This is a genomic window from Arsenicibacter rosenii (genome assembly GCF_001870735.1).
GTDB lineage: Bacteria > Bacteroidota > Bacteroidia > Cytophagales > Spirosomataceae > Arsenicibacter > Arsenicibacter rosenii.
The window spans coordinates 124,171-142,413 of the sequence record NZ_MORL01000010.1; the positions used below are offsets into that span (position 1 = coordinate 124,171).

At 52.2% G+C, this 18,243-nt stretch carries 14 protein-coding genes; 11 read left to right on the plus strand and 3 right to left on the minus strand.

What is annotated here, in order from left to right; genetic code table 11:
• Positions 1–24: 24 nt before the first annotated feature.
• Complete coding sequence (locus BLX24_RS18560; protein ID WP_071504683.1) at positions 25–813, minus strand: SDR family oxidoreductase; 789 nt, start codon at positions 811–813, stop codon at positions 25–27.
• Positions 814–1,043: 230 nt separating this feature from the next.
• Here BLX24_RS18560 and BLX24_RS18565 point away from each other — a divergent pair, with 230 nt between their 5' ends.
• The 7 genes from BLX24_RS18565 (at position 1,044) to BLX24_RS18595 (ending at position 10,618) form a co-directional block, all read left to right on the plus strand.
• Positions 1,044–1,796 carry a DUF547 domain-containing protein gene (locus BLX24_RS18565; protein WP_071504717.1) on the plus strand — a complete coding sequence of 251 codons (753 nt, stop codon included), beginning with the start codon at positions 1,044–1,046 and terminating at the stop codon, positions 1,794–1,796.
• A 126-nt stretch (positions 1,797–1,922) separates the two neighbouring features.
• Entirely contained in the window at positions 1,923–3,107 is a 1,185-nt protein-coding gene (locus BLX24_RS18570) for a sensor histidine kinase (RefSeq protein WP_071504718.1), read from the plus strand.
• A 68-nt stretch (positions 3,108–3,175) separates the two neighbouring features.
• Complete coding sequence (locus BLX24_RS18575; RefSeq protein ID WP_071504719.1) at positions 3,176–3,982, plus strand: LytR/AlgR family response regulator transcription factor; 807 nt, start codon at positions 3,176–3,178, stop codon at positions 3,980–3,982.
• 194 nt (positions 3,983–4,176) lie between these two features.
• Positions 4,177–6,789: a TonB-dependent receptor gene (locus tag BLX24_RS18580; RefSeq protein ID WP_083422053.1), complete on the plus strand. Its 2,613-nt coding sequence runs from the start codon at positions 4,177–4,179 to the stop codon at positions 6,787–6,789.
• Positions 6,790–6,915: 126 nt separating this feature from the next.
• Positions 6,916–8,160, plus strand: coding sequence for an alkaline phosphatase family protein (locus BLX24_RS18585; protein WP_071504685.1), 1,245 nt, complete (start codon positions 6,916–6,918; stop codon positions 8,158–8,160).
• A gap of 86 nt (positions 8,161–8,246) precedes the next feature.
• Complete coding sequence (locus BLX24_RS18590; protein WP_071504686.1) at positions 8,247–9,317, plus strand: TolB family protein; 1,071 nt, start codon at positions 8,247–8,249, stop codon at positions 9,315–9,317.
• A 59-nt stretch (positions 9,318–9,376) separates the two neighbouring features.
• A complete protein-coding gene (locus BLX24_RS18595; RefSeq protein WP_071504687.1) occupies positions 9,377–10,618 on the plus strand; it encodes a M20/M25/M40 family metallo-hydrolase in 1,242 nt (413 codons plus the stop codon).
• A 229-nt stretch (positions 10,619–10,847) separates the two neighbouring features.
• Here BLX24_RS18595 and BLX24_RS18600 read toward each other — a convergent pair whose 3' ends face one another.
• Entirely contained in the window at positions 10,848–12,002 is a 1,155-nt protein-coding gene (locus BLX24_RS18600; protein ID WP_071504688.1) for a hypothetical protein, read from the minus strand.
• A 491-nt stretch (positions 12,003–12,493) separates the two neighbouring features.
• Here BLX24_RS18600 and BLX24_RS18605 point away from each other — a divergent pair, with 491 nt between their 5' ends.
• The 4 genes from BLX24_RS18605 to BLX24_RS18620 all read left to right on the plus strand — a co-directional run bounded on the left by BLX24_RS18605 (position 12,494) and on the right by BLX24_RS18620 (position 15,987).
• Positions 12,494–13,933: a DASH family cryptochrome gene (locus BLX24_RS18605; RefSeq protein WP_071504689.1), complete on the plus strand. Its 1,440-nt coding sequence runs from the start codon at positions 12,494–12,496 to the stop codon at positions 13,931–13,933.
• Positions 13,934–14,035: 102 nt separating this feature from the next.
• Positions 14,036–14,617: a LemA family protein gene (locus tag BLX24_RS18610; RefSeq protein WP_071504690.1), complete on the plus strand. Its 582-nt coding sequence runs from the start codon at positions 14,036–14,038 to the stop codon at positions 14,615–14,617.
• A 77-nt stretch (positions 14,618–14,694) separates the two neighbouring features.
• Positions 14,695–15,129, plus strand: a complete 435-nt coding sequence (locus tag BLX24_RS18615) for a TPM domain-containing protein (RefSeq protein ID WP_071504691.1) — start codon at positions 14,695–14,697, stop codon at positions 15,127–15,129.
• Between the two features lie 42 nt (positions 15,130–15,171).
• The gene (locus BLX24_RS18620; RefSeq protein ID WP_071504692.1) at positions 15,172–15,987 is read left to right on the plus strand and encodes a TPM domain-containing protein; all 816 of its coding nucleotides are present in this window, start codon (positions 15,172–15,174) and stop codon (positions 15,985–15,987) included.
• Positions 15,988–16,102: 115 nt separating this feature from the next.
• Here BLX24_RS18620 and BLX24_RS18625 read toward each other — a convergent pair whose 3' ends face one another.
• Positions 16,103–17,983: a polysaccharide lyase family protein gene (locus BLX24_RS18625; RefSeq protein ID WP_071504720.1), complete on the minus strand. Its 1,881-nt coding sequence runs from the start codon at positions 17,981–17,983 to the stop codon at positions 16,103–16,105.
• Positions 17,984–18,243: the final 260 nt, after the last annotated feature.

The following is an 18,243-nucleotide window of genomic DNA, read 5'->3' on the forward strand; positions in this document are numbered from 1 at the left end:
GGAGTGACCCCTGCGGCTTTGTTTTTATAGCCCGCCCGTTTTGCCGCCATCGACCGGCACATTGATCCCGCTGATAGAAGCAGCAGCCGGTGTACAAAGAAAGGCGGCCGCCGCGGCTACTTCTTCGGCGGTTGCAAAGCGGCCAATCGGAATCTCCCGCTCCATTTGCTGCCGGATTTCTTCCCGGCTTTTGTCAGCGGCTTTGGCCCGAGCCGTAATCAGTGATTCGATACGGTCGGTCTCCGTGGAGCCCGGCAACACATTGTTCACTGTAATGCCGTATTGCCCCAGCTCCAGCGACAGGGTTTTGGCCCATTGCGCCACCGCTCCCCGAATGGTATTGGATACTCCCAGACCGATGATCGGCTGTTTCACCGATGTGCTGATGATGTTCACAATACGCCCGAAACCGGCTTTTTTCATCGACGGAAAAACCGCCTGCACTAATGTCTGGTTATTGACGAGGTGGTTGTGAAATGTGGTCGTAAACTGGTCGGCAGTTGCCTCGATGAGTGGTCCGCCCGCTGGTCCGCCGGTGTTGTTGATCAGGATATGCACCATCGGGTGTTCGGCCAGATAGCGGTCAAGAGCGGTTTTAACGGCTCCTGCCTCGCTGAAGTCGGCCACCACATAGCGGTGGGTCTGTCCCTGGCTTCTGTCCAGTTCAGTCAGCGTTTGCCGAAGGCTTTCTTCATTACGGGCCAGTAGCGTAACATTGGCTCCCAGCAGTGCCAGTTCAATGGCCGTGGCTTTGCCGATACCCTGGGTACTACCGCACACCAGCGCCGTTTTTCCGGTTAAATTCAGGTTCATGGACTATGATTTACTATGATTAAATGATTAAATGATTGAGTGGTTGAGTGGCTGATTTGTTGAGTGATTGAGTGGTTGAGTGATTGAGTGGCTGATTTGTTGATTTGTTGAGTGATTGATTTGTTGAGTGATGTGCAGCTGAAAGGAAGAACGTCGCCGGGCTATTAGCCGGTGAGGCTGCGCGCTCCGGTCCATTCCTTGTATATTGCAATGCAAAGATGAAAAACCAGATGAAAAGACAGACGTTATTCCTGCTTTTGTTCGTGATCGGCTGCGTGTCAGCCGCGTTTATCAGTCGCCCGATGGCCGTTGATCATGGCATCTGGGACCGGCTGCTGAAAAAATACGTGAATGAAAAAGGGCTGGTCAACTACAAAGGGCTGAAAAAAGAAGAAGGCGAACTCAGGAAATACCTTGATCTGCTGAGCAAAAATCCGCCGACAGCGAAATGGAGTAAAAACGAACAAATGGCGTACTGGATCAATGTCTACAATGCGTATACGGTACAGCTGGTCCTGACACATTACCCGATTAAAAGCATTAAAGACATCGGCAGTAAAATCCAGATTCCGTTTGTGAATACGCCCTGGGACATTAAATTCATCACCATCGGCAACGACAAATACGACCTCAATAACATTGAGCACGACATTCTGCGGAAGAAGTTTGACGAACCACGGATTCACTTTGCGCTTGTGTGTGCAGCCCGTTCATGCCCCCGGCTGCGTCAGGAAGCCTACGACGCCGACCGGCTGATTGCCCAGCTGGACGATCAGGGAACCGACTTTCTGAATAACCCTGCCAAGAATGCCATTACCCCGGGAAATGCCAGCCTATCCAAATATTTTGATTGGTACAAAGCCGACTGGACCGACCGCGGAAAGACCGTTGAAGCGTGGGTAAACCAATATTCGTCAAACAAAATCAACAAGGACACAAAAATTTCTTACCTCGATTATAACTGGGATCTGAATGGGCAATAGGCTACAGTCATTCGGCGGAGATTCTGGCTGGCTTAGCCGGTAAAACGGGGCACTAAGCGATAAATAATTGCTGCGAGGGGCTAAAAATCACCATTTTGATGCGTGCTTTCTGTAGATTTGCTCAGTATGAGCTCCGCTAAATCGTATCGTCTGTCGGTATGGCAGATCGCGCAACTGGCGCTTTTTGTGCTGGTTGTGTACTATCCCATTTTGCTCTACGTCAACCTGCCTGACCGCAGCTGGGACTTTATTATGCAGGCCCTGCCGTATCTGCTCATGCAGGGCGGGCTCATGTTCCTGTTGTATTTTTTCTGGATTGGCATCGTCGAATGGCTGTTGCAGAAACTGGCCGACCGCTTCGGCGATCAGTTTATGTTTGAGTTTAAGTGGCCGGGGCAGCTGGTGTCCATCGTGGTGACGATCTGTTTTGCGATGTTCTTTAACGTAATTTTTCACCAGATCAGGCGGCAGGTGTTGAAGAATCCGAACCGGCAGGAGGTAGCCGGTCAGCGTCCGTCGGGGCAGCAGCGCCCGGCCGGAGATCAGGCGTCCGGCCCTGCCACAACTAACTGGCGTGGCCGGAACGGCAGCGGGCGCTGGGAGTTTTTTGAACGATCGAACAACGGGCTGGCTGTGGTCATTATGCTTTCCATTTTCTACCTCGCCGCTAACCGCCGCGCCAATCGCCGGATGAAAGACATTCAGGTGGAGGCCGAACGGCTTGAAAAGGAAAATGCACTGGCTCAGTTTGCCGCCCTGAAAAATCAGGTTAGTCCTCACTTTCTGTTCAACAGCTTGAGTATCCTCTCATCGCTGGTCTATGTCGATCCGGCCTTGTCGGAGCAGTTTATCGACCGCCTGTCGAAGGCCTATCGCTATATTCTGGAACAAAAAGATAACGACCGTGTTTTGCTGCGGACGGAGCTGGAGTTTATTCAGGCCTACATTTTCCTGCTTAAAATCCGGTTCGATGAGAAGTTTTCTGTCGTGCTCGATGTGCCGGAGAGGGTGGCTGAGCAAAACGCCATTGCGCCGCTGACGTTGCAGCTACTGATTGAGAATGCGGTTAAACACAACCGGATGACCAGCAAACAGCCCCTGGAGGTGCAGATCAGAGTCGAGGGAAATGAGCTGGTCGTACGAAACCGGATTCAGCCCCGCGACGATCATGAGCCATCGACGGGCATTGGCCTGCAGAATATCATTAACCGTTATCACCTGCTGACCAGTCAGCCCGTTTGGGTTGGCGAGCAGCAAGGCGAGTTTGTGGTCCGGATTCCGCTGATTGCCCAGACGGTTGCCGTCGCCTGAGTCGCCATCCGTAGTTGATTCGCCTGTCTATTCACTCTATCACCCAATCGCTCAATCACTCAATGATCATGAAAGTAGTCATTATTGAAGACGAACGACTGACCGCCAAGCGGCTCGAAGGGCTGTTGCTCCGCTACGACCCCACCATTCAGGTGCTGGCCCAACTGCCTTCCGTAGAGGAAGCCGTTGATTGGTTTTCGACCGTCGAAGCTGCTGAGGAGAAGCCTGATCTGGTATTCATGGATATTCACCTGGAAGATGGGCTGGCGTTCCGGATCATTGAGCAGACCCGGCTCACCACGCCGATTATCTTCACGACGGCTTACGATGAGTACATGATCAAGGCGTTCAAACTCAATAGTGTCGACTATTTGCTGAAGCCTGTTAACTACGATGATCTGGTCGCAGCTATTGAGAAGTTTAAATCGTTCCGCGAAATTTTCGGCGGTACCGTCCCTGAGCCAGAGGCCAAACCGGTTCAGACGCCTGACCTTGACGCCTTGCTGAAATTACTGGCCCAGCCTCGGGAAACGAGTTATAAAGACCGGTTTATGATTACAATCGGGACCCGCATCCGGAGCGTAGGCGTCAACGAAATTGCTTACTTTTTTCTGGAAGAAAAGATGGCCTTTCTGGTCACGAAAGACGGTGCGAATCTGCCCGTCGATTATACCCTCGATAAACTGACACAACTGCTTGATCCGAAGCAGTTTTTCCGGGTAAGCCGCCAGTTTCTGGTGTCACTGCCGGCGATTCAGGCCATTCATACCTATTCGGCAGGTAAGCTCAAGCTGGAACTGACACCCAAAGCGCGGCATGAGGTCTTCGTCAGCGGCGACCGTATCAGCGACTTTAAAGAGTGGCTGGGGAAGTAGATACCCGCCTTTTTCTATCAACTTCCCGAGCGGTTTAACCCCTCGGGAAGTTTGCTTTCAGCCCATTCAGCACCCGTAATTTAGCGACGAAAAACCGGTACTTAGCGACCGGAAACCGGCATTCGGTGAAGTTGATTTCCGGAGAGAGCGACTGCCTCCCAACTTTGTGACATCAATCGTAAACAACCTTTGTCATGAAGACGGGACACTCCTTCACTACACAGCTAACCTCAGTATCACGGAAATTAGTGGCTTCGGCTATCACCTGTATCGCGCTGACTGCCAGCGTATCTGCTTTCGCTCAACAAGCTGCCGGTCAGCCACAAGCCGCCGCCGTTGCGGAAGTGGCCCCGAAAGGAACCGGCAAAATCAGCGGGGTGCTGACCGACTCAACAACCAAACAGCCGGTCGAATTTGCAACGGTTGCCCTGCTCAACGCGGCTACCGGCAAACCGGTCGACGGCACCATGTCGGACGATAAGGGTAAGTTCACCATCGCCAACATTCTGCCGGGTGCCTACCGTTTACAGGTTTCGTTCCTGGGCTACCAGAACAAGGAAACCAAAACCATCAACATTGCGAAGAGCACGGACCTGAACATCGGCGCGGTGCTGCTGTCGCCGGACGTCCGGACGCTGAGCGAAGTGACCGTTACTGCCCAGGCGTCGATCATCGAAAATAAGGTAGACCGGCTGGTATATAACGCGGATAAAGACATGACAGCCAAAGGGGGCGACGCCACCGACATCATGCGGAAAGTACCGATGCTGACCGTTGACCTCGACGGCAACGTAAGCCTCCGGGGTAGCCAGAACGTGAAAGTGCTGATCAACAACAAACCATCGACGATTGTGGCCAGCAGCGTGGCCGACGCCCTGAAGCAGATTCCGGCTGATATGGTAAAGTCGGTAGAAGTGATCACCAGCCCGTCGGCGAAATACGATGCCGAAGGGACGGCCGGTATCATCAACATCATCACGAAGAAAACTACGCTGGAAGGTGCTACGCTGAATGTGGACATGGGTGCCGGTAACCGGGGGGCAAATCTAGCCCTGAACGGCTCATATCGTCAGGGTAAAATGGGCTTCACCCTGAGCGGTTTCGGCCGGGCAATGTATAACGTAAAGGGCGCGTTCAGCAATACGCAGACGACGCTCTCATCGCTGGGCAACATCACGACGCTGCAATCGGCCAATACGCTGAGCCACGGGCAGTTTGGTACCTATCAGTTTGGCTGGGACTACGATATTGACAAAAATACCTCACTCTCGGCCAGCGTCCGGTACGGTGTCCGGAACATGATTTCGACCCAGGATAACCTGCTGACGCAGACGTTCCTGCCCAACGTAACATCACCAACATTGTCTGGTCGTGATGTAAAGACAACCAACCTGTCGGGCACACTGGATGCGAGCGTGAACTATACGAAAATTTACAAGCCGCAGCAGGAGCTGAGCATTATGGGTTTGTACAGCCGTAACAACAATACCAACAACTTCGTGGCTGACTTGCTGAATGGCACGGATATGGAAACGATCACGGCCCGCCAGAAAAACAATAACCTGAGCTACAACCAGGAATCGACCTTCCAGCTGGATTATCAGACCCCGATTCAGAAAAACCAACTGCTCGAAGTAGGGGCGAAAGGGATATTCCGGCAGGTCGACAGTGACTACCAGTACCTGACTGCTACCGCCACGGGCGATTATGTGGTCGACAACTCGCATCCGTCGAACAGCCTTAACTACGATCAGGATGTGGTGGCCAGCTACCTGTCCTACACCCTGTCGACAAAGAACAAATACACCCTGAAAGCCGGTGCCCGCTACGAATACACGTTCATCAACGCGGCGTTCGGGAACGAGCAAACCAAAGCACAGTCTATTCCGAACTACGGCGTGCTGGTGCCAAGCCTGAACCTGTCGAAAAACATCGGTGGTACCAAAACCATCAAACTGGCCTATAACCGCCGGATTCAGCGCCCGGGCATTCAGTTCCTGAACCCGAATGTAAACGCCGCCAACCCGACCAACATCAGCGTGGGTAACCCGTACCTCTCGCCTGAACTGACCGACAACCTGGAGGCTGGTTTCAGCGGTAACATCAGCAAGATTTTCCTGAGTGCTACGCTGTATGCCCGTCAGACCAACAACGCTATCAGCAGTGTGCGGGATACGCTTTCACAAAGTATTAACGGGGTTACGCAGCAGGTAATTCAGACCTCATACGCCAACATCGGTAAGCAGAACGCGGTCGGCCTGAACCTGTTCGCCAACGGTACGTTTGCTTCTAAACTACAGCTGGGTGCCAGCTTCGACATCTACCACGTTGACCTGACCAGCAACAGCAGCAACCAGCTTTACGGCCAGTCGAATGCAGGCTGGGTAGTCGGTGGCCACCTGTTCTCGACGCTGACGCTGGGCAACGGCTGGGCGGTGCAGGCGTTCGGCGGCGGACGCGGTCGTCAGGTGCAGCTGCAGGGGACTCAAGGCAGTTTCATGTTCTACAATCTGGGTGTGAAGAAAGAGTTTGCCAACAAACGGGGCAGTATCGGTCTGGTTGCCGAAAATTTCCTGAACAATCCGTATAACATCCGTACCGAAATCACATCGCCGCTGCTGACACAGACCAGCATCAACAGCATGTACAACGCCGGTTTCCGGATCAACTTCAGCTATAAAATCGGTAAAATGAGCTTCGACGGATCAGGTTTCTCCCTGGGCAAAAAGAAGAAAAGTATCAATAACGACGACGTGAAAGGCGGCGATGATAACAGCCAGAGCCAGGCGGCCTCACCCCGCGGGTAATTAGTGAACGGAAGGAGTTTAGTAGTGAGGAGGTTTTAGTGGTGGCACGACTTTGACAGGTTCGCCTGGCGGTCGTGCCACCACTTTTGTTTTTTTTGCAGTTTTGCGGCGCAGAACAATCACGCTATGAAAAGCATTACCCGATTTTTTTCCCTTGCCGGCCTGATGGCCCTCACCGTTTCCGTACAGGCGCAGTCAACGCCGAAAACCTTGTTTGTCATTGTTGACGGTATTTCGTCGGATGCACTGGAAAAAGTACCGCGCCCGAATCTGGACGCTATTGCCAAAGCAGGCGGCTATACCCGTGCCTACGTGGGTGGCGGGAAGGGCACGTATTCGCAGACGCCGACGATCTCGGCCGTGGGCTATAACAGCCTGCTGACCGGCACCTGGGTCAACAAACACAACGTCTGGGACAATTCCATCAAAGCCCCGAATTACCACTACTGGACTATTTTCCGATACTTCCATGAGCAATACCCGGCAGCGAAAACGGCCGTTTTTTCGACCTGGCTCGATAACCGTACAAAGCTCGTGGGCGAAAATATGCCGGAAACCAACCATCTCCGTTTATCGTATCATTTCGACGGGTTTGAACTCGATACGGTGAACTTTCCGCACGACAAAGACAAGCAGTACATCCGGCAGATCGACGAGCGGGTGGTGAACGAAGCTACGCGGTATATCAGCGAACAGGGACCCGACCTGTCGTGGGTTTATCTGGAATACACCGATGATATGGGCCATCGCTACGGGGACAGCGAACAGTTTACGAAAGCCATTCAGCTCATGGACGATCAGATGGGCCGGTTGTGGAAAGCCGTTGAGTACCGCCGGAAAGCGTTTAAGGAAGACTGGCTGGTGGTGATCACCACCGATCACGGGCGCGATGCCGTGGCGGGCAAAAACCACGGCGGACAGTCGGACCGGGAGCGGAATACCTGGATGGTAACCAACACCGGAGACCTGAACGTCAACTTCCGGCGGTCGGGGGACGACAAACCTGCTATTGTTGATATCATGCCCACCATTGCCCGGCACATGCGGGTGACCATCCCGAAAGAGCAGGCGTTTGAGGTGGATGGCGTGCCCCTGACAGGACCGTTATCACTGATAAAGCCCGTAGTCCGGAAGACAGATAACCAGATTGAGATCAGCTGGCTGCCGGTCGGCCCGGAAGGCAATGTGAAAATCTGGCTGACCACCACAAACCTGTTTGAAGAAGGCAAACAGGACCTGTACCGGCTGATGGCTGAGGTCCGCGTAACGGCCGGAAAAGCGACCATCGACGTATCGAAGCTACCGTCTAAGTTCTACAAAATCGTACTGGAAGGCCGGCATAACACCATGAATCGCTGGATTGTGGAATAACCGGGTACGTTTTTGGGCAACAGGCAGACAACCAATCCAAAAGGTATGTAGATTTGAGGCCATTGTGACGAAAGATTGAAACCTCTATGAAACACTCACTTTGGCTGGCGCTGAGCGTACTGGTCGGTACACAGGTGCTGGCCCAGCAACCGAATCCGGCAACCCCGCCAGCTCCCGAAAAACACCTGAAAAATATCCGTCAGCTGACCTTTGGCGGCAACAACGCCGAGGCTTATTTCAGCCGCGATGACCGCTACATTTCCTTCCAGTCGGATAATCCGAAGTGGGGGCTGGAGTGCGATCAGATTTTTATGATGGATCTGAAAAAGGGGCTACAGGACCCTGACGCGCGGCCGCCGTTTATCAGCACAGGACACGGGCGGACGACCTGCTCGTTTTTCATGCCCGACGGCAAACATGTGCTTTATGCCAGCACGCACGAAGGCGGCGGGCATTCGTGTCCGGTGCCGCCGCCGACGGGTCAGAAATACCTCTGGGCGATTTATGAATCGTTCGACATTTATATCAGCGATCTGAAAGGGAATATCAAAAAGCGGCTGACCAACACGCCGGGCTATGATGCCGAAGCAACGGTTTCGCCGAAAGGGGATAAAATTGTGTTTACGAGTACGCGCGACGGCGACCTCGATTTGTACATCATGAACATCGATGGCTCGAATGTGAAGCGCATTACCCACGAGTTGGGTTACGACGGCGGGGCGTTTTTTTCGCCCGATGGCTCGAAACTGGTCTTCCGGGCGTCGCGGCCGAAAACAGAGGCCGAAAAGCAGGAATATCTTGATTACCTGAAAAAAGGGCTGGTGGCACCGACGAATATGGAAATCTACGTCTGCAACGTCGATGGTTCGAACCTGCATCAGGTAACCACGCTGGGCAAGGCCAACTGGGCACCGTATTTTCATCCCGACGGCAAGCGCATTATCTTTTCCTCGAATCACCACAGTCAGCGCGGGTACGACTTCCAGCTCTATATGATCAACGAAGACGGAACCAGCCTTGAACGGATTACGAACAACAGCATCTTTAACGCATTTCCGATGTTTTCGTACGACGGTAAACGGTTGATTTTTAGCTCGAACCGTGACAACGGTAACACGCGCGATACCAACCTGTTTATCGCCGAATGGGTCGATTAAGAACGCATTCAGACAGGCCCTCCCCGACTGGACAGAGGGCCTTTTTTCTTTCTACTCCTATGAAACAGCTATTCACAACACCACTTGCCCTGATTGCCCTGAACCTGGCCGCACCGGCCGTGGTGGCGCAGTCTATATCGGAAAAGAACCTGCGGGAGCACATCGGCTACCTGGCATCAGATGAACTACAAGGCCGCGGCACGTCGACCGACGGTGAAAAAAAGGCGGCTGATTATCTGGCAAAGCAGTTCAGAAAATACGGGCTGAAGCCAATGGGGACTGATGGCTATTATTACCCGTTTACGTTCAAAACCAACCCGAACCCGCACGATACGGCAACGGCTAACCTGCCGCTGCGCAATGGGCTGGACGTAGTCGGCTTTCTGGATAACGGGGCCGAAAACACGGTAATCATCGGCGCCCACTTCGATCATCTCGGCCTTGGCAAAGACCGGAACAGTTTACAGGCCAATTCGGAAGGCATGATCCATAACGGTGCCGACGACAATGCGAGCGGTACGGCAGGAATGCTCGAACTGGCGCGTCATTTTTCGCAGAACAAGGAAAAAGAGCCGTTCAACTTTCTGTTTATGGGCTTTTCGGCCGAAGAACTGGGGTTGCTGGGCTCTAAGAAATGGTGTGAAGCCCCGACCTATCCGCTCGAAAAAGTGAATTACATGCTCAACATGGACATGATCGGGCGACTGAATCCCGATTCACGGACGTTGCTGGTATATGGCGTCGGGACATCGCCGGTATGGGTGCCGCTGCTGGATGGCCTGACATCCTCGTTTAAGGTTGTAAAAGACAGTTCAGGTATCGGCCCGAGCGATCAGACCTCGTTTTACCTGAAAAATATTCCGGTACTGCACTTTTTTACCGGTCAGCACGGTGATTACCACAAGCCGAGCGACGATGCCGACCGTATTAACTATGCCGGTGAGCGCGACGTACTGGAGTATATGCTGGCGGTTATCAACCAGACAAAAGACAAGGGCAAACTCGCCTTCCTGACTACCCGCAATACGAGCATGACCCGCTCAGCCTTCCGCATTACGATGGGCGTCATGCCCGACTATGCCTTCGACGGCACAGGCATGCGCATAGACGGCGTTACCAACGGAAAACCCGGACAGATAGCCGGCCTGCAAAAAGGCGATGTGCTCATACACATGGGCGACGATGACGTGAAGAACGTAGAGGGCTACATGAAGGCCCTTGCCAAGGTCAAAAAGGGTGATACTGTCAAGGTAAAGGTCCTGCGGGAAGGGAGGGAGAAGGAAGTGGAGGTGACGTTTTAGCTGATGCTGGATGGTTGATGCTGGATGCCGGATACTGGATGACTGATACTGGATGACTGATACTGAATACTTATCCAATATCTAACGTTATCCAGCATCTAAGGTATCCGGCCCGGAGGATGGGGCGTAGCCGGGTTAGTTTCATAGATAACAATATAACAGCTGGTAAATATAAACGCCGGAATCTTAGATAAAAGACTCTGGCGTTCAGTAGTATAGTTGGTCAGGATTACTTCCCCAGCGTTCCCGGAATAATAATCGGACAACTGCCGCCAATGTCCAGTACGGATATCATCCGACCCCGTGGTGTTTGATTACTCAGGTCATAGCTACAGGTTCCGGCACCGGTTAAGATTACAGTAAATGTATTTAATGTTGAACCGTTGTAGTTAACGGGGATATAGAAAACCTGCGAGCCCGTACTGGCTGCTGTCTGTACGGTTGGGGTAATTTGTAAGGAAAGTCCTGAACCTTGTACCGTCACAGGAAACAGCCCCGCTGTATTTACCAGGGTTGTAAGCTTTAACACACCACTACCCGGGGTGCCCGGAACAATTGAACCAATCAGGAAGGTAGCAGCGCAGTTTATCACACCAACGCCATTTGTGACGGGACTAACGGCGGTAAACTGAGTGACGACCGGACTGCTCGCTCCGACCTGATTACGGGCTATAGCCGTTACTGATTGCAGACCTAGTGAAACACTGATCAGACAGCTCCAGCTACCGCTTGTACTGACCGTGGTTGAACAGAGGGTTGTTGAGCCCGTTCCGGTTAGTACAACCGTACTTCCCGGCGATGCTGTACCACTAAAGACAGGACTTGTGGTAGTAGTTGCGTTATTGGCCGGCGTCAGGACTGCTATGGTGGGTGGTTGAAGGGTCTGAGCACCGAAGGCGTAATAATATTGCGTTCCGTTAAACAAACTAACGCCAATCAGACTGCCGCCGAAAATGATTTCTACTTCATCAAAATCCTTGGTTGTTTTAAACGCGATTTCATTTTGTGGTGTGCCCAGTAAGCCCAATACATCAAGCCCGATCAGTGTACCTGAGTTACTTTGCTCCTGAAAGGTACCATTCAGGTATGTTTTGAGGGTTATACTGTTCAGCAGGTCAACATTAATCAGACCACTGGTTGCAACTACCCAGCCGGCATAATCGCCGGCTTTAGAAATAGTTGTTGACGCCAGTTTGGCCCTGGCCGACGTGTTAACGCTGCCCAAAATGGATAAGCCGGTGACCGACGCGGTTGCATAATTGGTCAGACTGTTGTCGGCAACAGCTGAGGCGTTTGAAACGGAAGATGATAAACAACCCAGTAAGAGCGAACATCCGTTGACCTGAACGGTGTACTTCGACGCAGGACTGGAGAACTGAGACAAGTTATTTTTAGTGCCGTATTGTGCATAGGAGGTTAGGCTTGCACTAAACAGAAGCAACGTTATCAGGATTATCGCGCGATTTGACTGGATTTGTGCAGGCAATTGATCCATGCGATGTAGCTTGAACAGAAATGTGCGGATAGTCTTTCTGGACAGACAGAATGGCTTAGGGTTTATGTGATTGATAGACAGCATATCATAGTGTATTTTTAATGGAAACGTTATAGTATAGAAGATTATCTGGAGGTATGTACGGACAAACAAATTTGTACATATTTGTTTATATGTTTAAATGATTGGTAGGGAATATTTTTATGTGTAACGGTTTGTTAATATTGTGTTTCCTTTTGGCTCTACACTGCGCGGCAAAAATGGAGATATACCAGATATATTTTTCCTAATCGTGAACCAGAGAGGCTAATGTTGTCTTTTAGATTTTAGTAAGTGTTTTTGTACTAACTTTTTAAAGTTCTTGATTTGGATACTGTTTTATGTCAGGTAAACGTATTATTTATTGGTTTCGGAATGATTTGCGGCTGCACGATAATGAGGGATTGAGCCGTGCGGTAGAAGATGCTGATGAAATCCTGCCTGTATTTGTCATTGACCCGCGCTGGTTTCGCCGGCATCCGGTTCTTGGTTTTCAGAAGACCGGTATCTATCGGGCAACCTTTCTGCTTGAATCACTCACCGACCTCCGGCAATCGCTTCGCAACCAGGGTGGGGAGCTCATAGTCCGGATTGGTAATCCGGCAACGATACTGAGTGAGCTGGCAACGGAAATGAATGCCGATGCAGTGTATGCCAGCAAGGAAGTCACGCAGGAAGAAACCGATCAGGAGTCGATGCTGAGTAAACGGCTGAAACCCATTAACATTGATCTGGAGCTTTTCTGGATGTCGACGCTGTACCATGTCCGTGATTTACCGTTCAGCGTGGTAAAATTGCCGGACGTTTTTACAACGTTCCGCAAACAAGTGGAAGATCGCTCGACGGTGCGCGAGACATGGCCGGTTCCGGAAGGAATACGCTTTATCAGTGGTATCGAGGCCGGGGAAATCCCGACGCTGACAGCGCTGGGTTTTGAGGAGGCCGCTGCGATTGATGCACGGGCGGCTATTCAGTTTAAGGGCGGAGAAACGGCCGCTCTGGCGCGGCTAAAGCACTATTTCTGGGACAGTGATGCCCTGAACGTATATAAAGAAACCCGTAACGGCCTGTTGGGTGCCGACTTTTCAAGTAAGTTCTCGGCCTGGCTCTCATTGGGTTGTCTCTCGCCGCGCTGGGTATACGACGAAGTTTGCCGGTATGAAGACGAACGCGTGCGGAATGACTCAACCTACTGGCTTACCTTCGAGCTGATCTGGCGCGATTATTTCCGGTTTGTAGCACTGAAATATGGTACCCGCCTGTTTAAACCGGCGGGTATTAAATACGAAATGCATAAAAAGTGGCGGCAGGACAAAGCCCTGTTTATGAAATGGGTAAATGGGGAAACCGGGATCCCGCTTATAGATGCTAACATGCGGGAGCTGAAACTGACCGGTTTTATGTCGAACCGGGGGCGTCAGAACGTGGGCAGTTTCCTGGTCAAGGACCTGGGAATCGACTGGACGTGGGGCGCGGCTTACTTCGAAAGCATGCTGACCGACTACGACGTGTGCAGTAACTGGGGAAACTGGAACTACGTGGCCGGGGTCGGAAATGATCCACGCGAAGACCGTTATTTCAACATCTACAGTCAGGCAACGCGCTACGATGAGCAGGGTGATTACGTAAAGCACTGGCTGCCTGAACTGAAACGTGTACCGGCGAAACAGATACACATGGTCGCTAATCTGAATGCCCGGGAGCAGGAGACTTTCGGCGTGATGATTGGCAGGGATTATCCGTCTCCAATCATAAATCCGAACAAATGGATTAAAAAATGATTTACGTATCAAAAGCACCGATCAACACAAAACAGTCGGATTTCAGGATCAATTTAACCACATTTGCTACCGGCAATCGCCCATTAAAATTGAAATAAAACTATGTCAAAAGGACTCATAATTTTCGTTGTCATCGCCATTGTGTTAGGCATGTACGGCTGTAGTTCGTATAATGGACTTGTAGAAAAAGATACAAAAGTTGAACAGGCATGGGCCAATGTACAGACCCAGTATCAGCGTCGGGCAGATCTGATTCCAAACCTCGTCCGGACGGTGCAGGGCGCCGCTAACTTTGAAAAAAGTACGCTGCAGGCAGTTATTGAAGCCCGTTCGAATGCCACATCGGTTAAGCTGACCGCCGACCAGCTGACGCCCGAAAATATACAGAAATTCCAGGCTGCCCAGAATCAGTTAGGGGGGTCCCTGTCGCGTTTGCTGGCGGTAGCAGAAAGCTATCCGCAGCTGCGGGCTACCCAGAATTTCTCCGATTTACAAGCCCAGCTGGAAGGTACGGAAAACCGGATTACCGTGGCCCGTAATGATTTTAACGGGGTAGCAACGACCTACAATCAATCGGTCCGTTCGTTTCCTAATAACATTTTTGCCGGCATTTTCGGCTTCCAGCGTAAGGGTTTATTCGAAGCTTCTCAGGCTGCCCAAAACGCACCGACAGTACAGTTTTAACGAGCTCAGGGCGGGGCGCTCAGGGCATAGCGCTCGATGCTATCCGCCCTGAGCGCTATGCTCTAAACGCTGCCACTATGGAAAACGCGGTATTTACACCTGAGCAACAGCATCAGATCATGGAAGCCATTCGGGAAGCCGAACTGGCTACGTCGGGTGAGGTGCGTCTGCATGTGGAAGCCAGATGTCCGGAAGAAGACTCCATACAACGGGCGATTGCTGTTTTTGCGCATCTGGGCATGCACCAGACGAGGGAGCAGAATGGTGTCCTCTTCTATCTGGCCTTCGACGACCGGAGGTTTGCCGTTATCGGCGACAAGGGCATTAACGACAAAGTACCGGCCGGTTTCTGGGATAGCACTAAGGACCTGCTCCGGCATCACTTCAGACAAGGCCAGATTACCGAAGGGTTGTGCCGGGGTATTACCGAGGCGGGATTACAGCTCAAGGCCTTTTTCCCGCGGCAGGACGACGATGTCAACGAACTGCCCGATGATATTTCGTTTGCCTAGCCCACCCGGAAGCAGCATGCCTGTTTCTTCAACTTGTTTCTTATGAGTTTACTCGCAAATAAATCTTTGGTACGGTTGCTTGGAGCCATGTTGCTGACATTGTGTTCCCTGCTACCGGTATGGGCGCAGGATAATACGGGTGATGCGGTCATTCCTGACCGGCCAAATCCGCCGCGGTTAGTGAACGACTTTGTCGGCATTTTACAGCCCTCGGAGCGTTCACAACTGGAACAAAAGCTGCGTGCCTATAACGATTCTACCTCGACCCAGATTGCCATCGTTATTGTCCGGACAACCCAGCCATATCCTATCGGGGATTTTGGGTTTCAGGTTGGACGCAAATGGGGTATTGGTCAGAATGAAAAAAACAATGGTCTGGTCTTAGCCTGGGCCACCGGTGACCGTAAGATAACCCTCGCTACGGGTTATGGCATGGAGGGGGCAATTCCTGATGCAGTAGCGAACCGGATTATTAAAAACATCATGTCGCCCGCATTTAAGGAACAGCGGTATTACCAGGGCCTTGACGAAGCAACGACCGAAATCATCAAACGTGCCAGTGGTGAATACAAAGCCGATGAATCATCGGATGATGACGGCGGCGGAGGCGGTATCTTTTTCTTTTTCCTGATTTTCGGGATCATCATCCTGGTCATCATCATCAGCCGTCGTAATGGCGGCGGTGGTACCCGATACCGGGGGGGCGGCGGCGGGCCGATCTTTTTCCCGCCGACAACCTATTCCGGTTGGGGGAGTTCATCCGGCGGCTGGGGCAGTGGTGGCGGCAGCAGCGGTGGTGGTTTTGGCGGTTTTGGCGGCGGCAGCTTCGGCGGCGGCGGCGCCAGCGGCGATTACTAGCATGTAAAGTAGTCTATTGCCTGTTTACCCAAAGCCATAATAGATTTTCTGAGGCAATTAGTAAGGTATGCAAACTGCCCTTCTCCTGATTTTTCAAGAGAGGGGCAGTTTGCTTTTATCGCTTCCTGATCACCACATCATCCACATAAAAAACGGCCGGCGTCACCGGCTCGTCAGCCCCGGCTAGTGGTGGATGCGGCTCCTCGTTCGGCGTTTTCCGGTTCGGCAGATCGCGGTAGGGCCCCGTGCGAAGCGATAAGCGTTCTACCGATTTGACCGCCTCTGCCAGCGCGGCATGCTCCACTACCTTTTTACCGTTAATGATCACATCGAACCAGCCACCCGATAGCGCTGCATGCACCGTCAGGCTGATCGTATACCACTGACCCGCTTCATAGGGCTGCACGATTTTTTCGGTACCACCATCGGTTACGACAATCTGGCTTTTGTCGTCAAAACGCAGGCGGACAGGCCGGTTGCCATAACGGTCGGTCAGGTCAATATCGAGCGATCCTGTCTGTTGCTGTGCCGGTGAAACAGACACCGAGCACTCAATCTGACTGCCTTCTTCAAATACCCGGATGGCCCGTGCATAATCATAGGGGTCTTTATCGGCCAGTTCGAGGCACTTACCGGCTTTATCAGGCGTATTCACAACCGTTACGGGTGCCCATTGCGGAGCATACAGGTTCCAGTCCGGGACAGCACCGTTCAGGGCGAGCCCGTCAAACGAATCGTTAACCGGGCCTTTGATTTCGTAACGGACAGGCGTTGGGATGCGGCTAATCCAGATGTCTTCCTTATTCATGCTGTAGGACAGCCACATGTCGTTGCCTGGCGGATTGCCGTTGCCCTCCTCAATGCCGCGCATGTAACAAGGGCCAAAATCCTTCCAGCGCCCGAAGAAACGCCGTGGCGGTACTTCGCCCTGGACGAGCAGCATGTTGTCGAAAATGGCCCCGTCGTCGCCGGTAATAATCACCAGCGGAAACCGGTGTTCGTCCATCTCAACCGGGTTGTAGCAGATCGCATAACGCCCGTCGCCGGTCTGTTGCCCCCATTGTTTGCCCCCGGCCATAGTCAGCGTCGGCACCTTGACCGGCCTAGAGAAGGTCGTGCCTTCATCGGCCGATAACGCTGCTTTTGACCGTTTCCAGAGCGCAACGACCTGCCCGTCTTTGCGGTGGTAATAAGAGAGTGCCTGGATGTCGAGCGATTTGTCCAGATTATTTTTGTAAAACCCGTCCAGCCCGTTGTCTTCTTCCCGCCACTGTAGTGTCATAAGCTTATCACGGAGCAGGGCATTACAGGCTTCTACAAAACCGGCATCACCGGATTTGTGGTAGAAGGGATATGCCGTATTTTTTTCTGTCCACTGCGTACCGTTTACCGCTTTGTGGCTGCTGTAGCGGATAAAATAAATGGGCCCGAAGGTGCCATCTTTGTACACTTCGCGCACCACACGCCCGATCCCGCCCTCGCGGAACGGATCTTCAGCATGTCCATAAAACCCAAGTACCAGCAACCGTCCGTTCGGGGCTGTATAAAAGCCCATCCGCTGATGCATCATATACCCCTTTGACCCCCTGGGGACCCTGACGCCTTTGGGCGCTTTATAAGGCGGAAACACAACGGTTGGTTTACTCCAGGTTCGTCCGTCCGGGGAGGTGACGATCAGCGTGTGCCCGGGCGCAATGTGCTCGTCGGCGGGGTTGCTCAAGTATTGCTGATAAAAGGTGTTGTTCCAGTAGCAAAGGTTCGAGGCGTGGCTGTAGGTCCAGCCAAAGCCATCAGCCAGTTCGGGATGGGTGCGGTTAACACGGACCGTTTGCCGGTTTTCGACGCCGATGGCATAGCGTAGCCGCCCCTCGTGCACCTGCGGGTCAGCGCTGATCCCGCCGACGTAGCGTACCGGTTCGTGATCGCTGCCGGTCTGGGCAAACACGGCGTTCTGCCCCTGTAATAGTAAAAAGATGCCTGCGTATAGGTTTCGCATTGGTTTGGTCATGTATGTATACAGCATACTGACCAAAGGTCTGTTCGGGCTAATAGCCAGGCTATAGGTAGCCTGGCGGTGTCGCCTTGAAACGCCAGGCTGCTGCGCTTCTATCGGAAAATGTAATTCAGAAAAAACAGATTATTGACAGTGCATTAGTAGCCAAACTAACCCATTCATATACCAGTGGTGATCAGGTTGTTTAGCAAGATCTTACTTTTAGAATGGTGCGTGGTTTAATAAACAGTAAGTGCAACAAG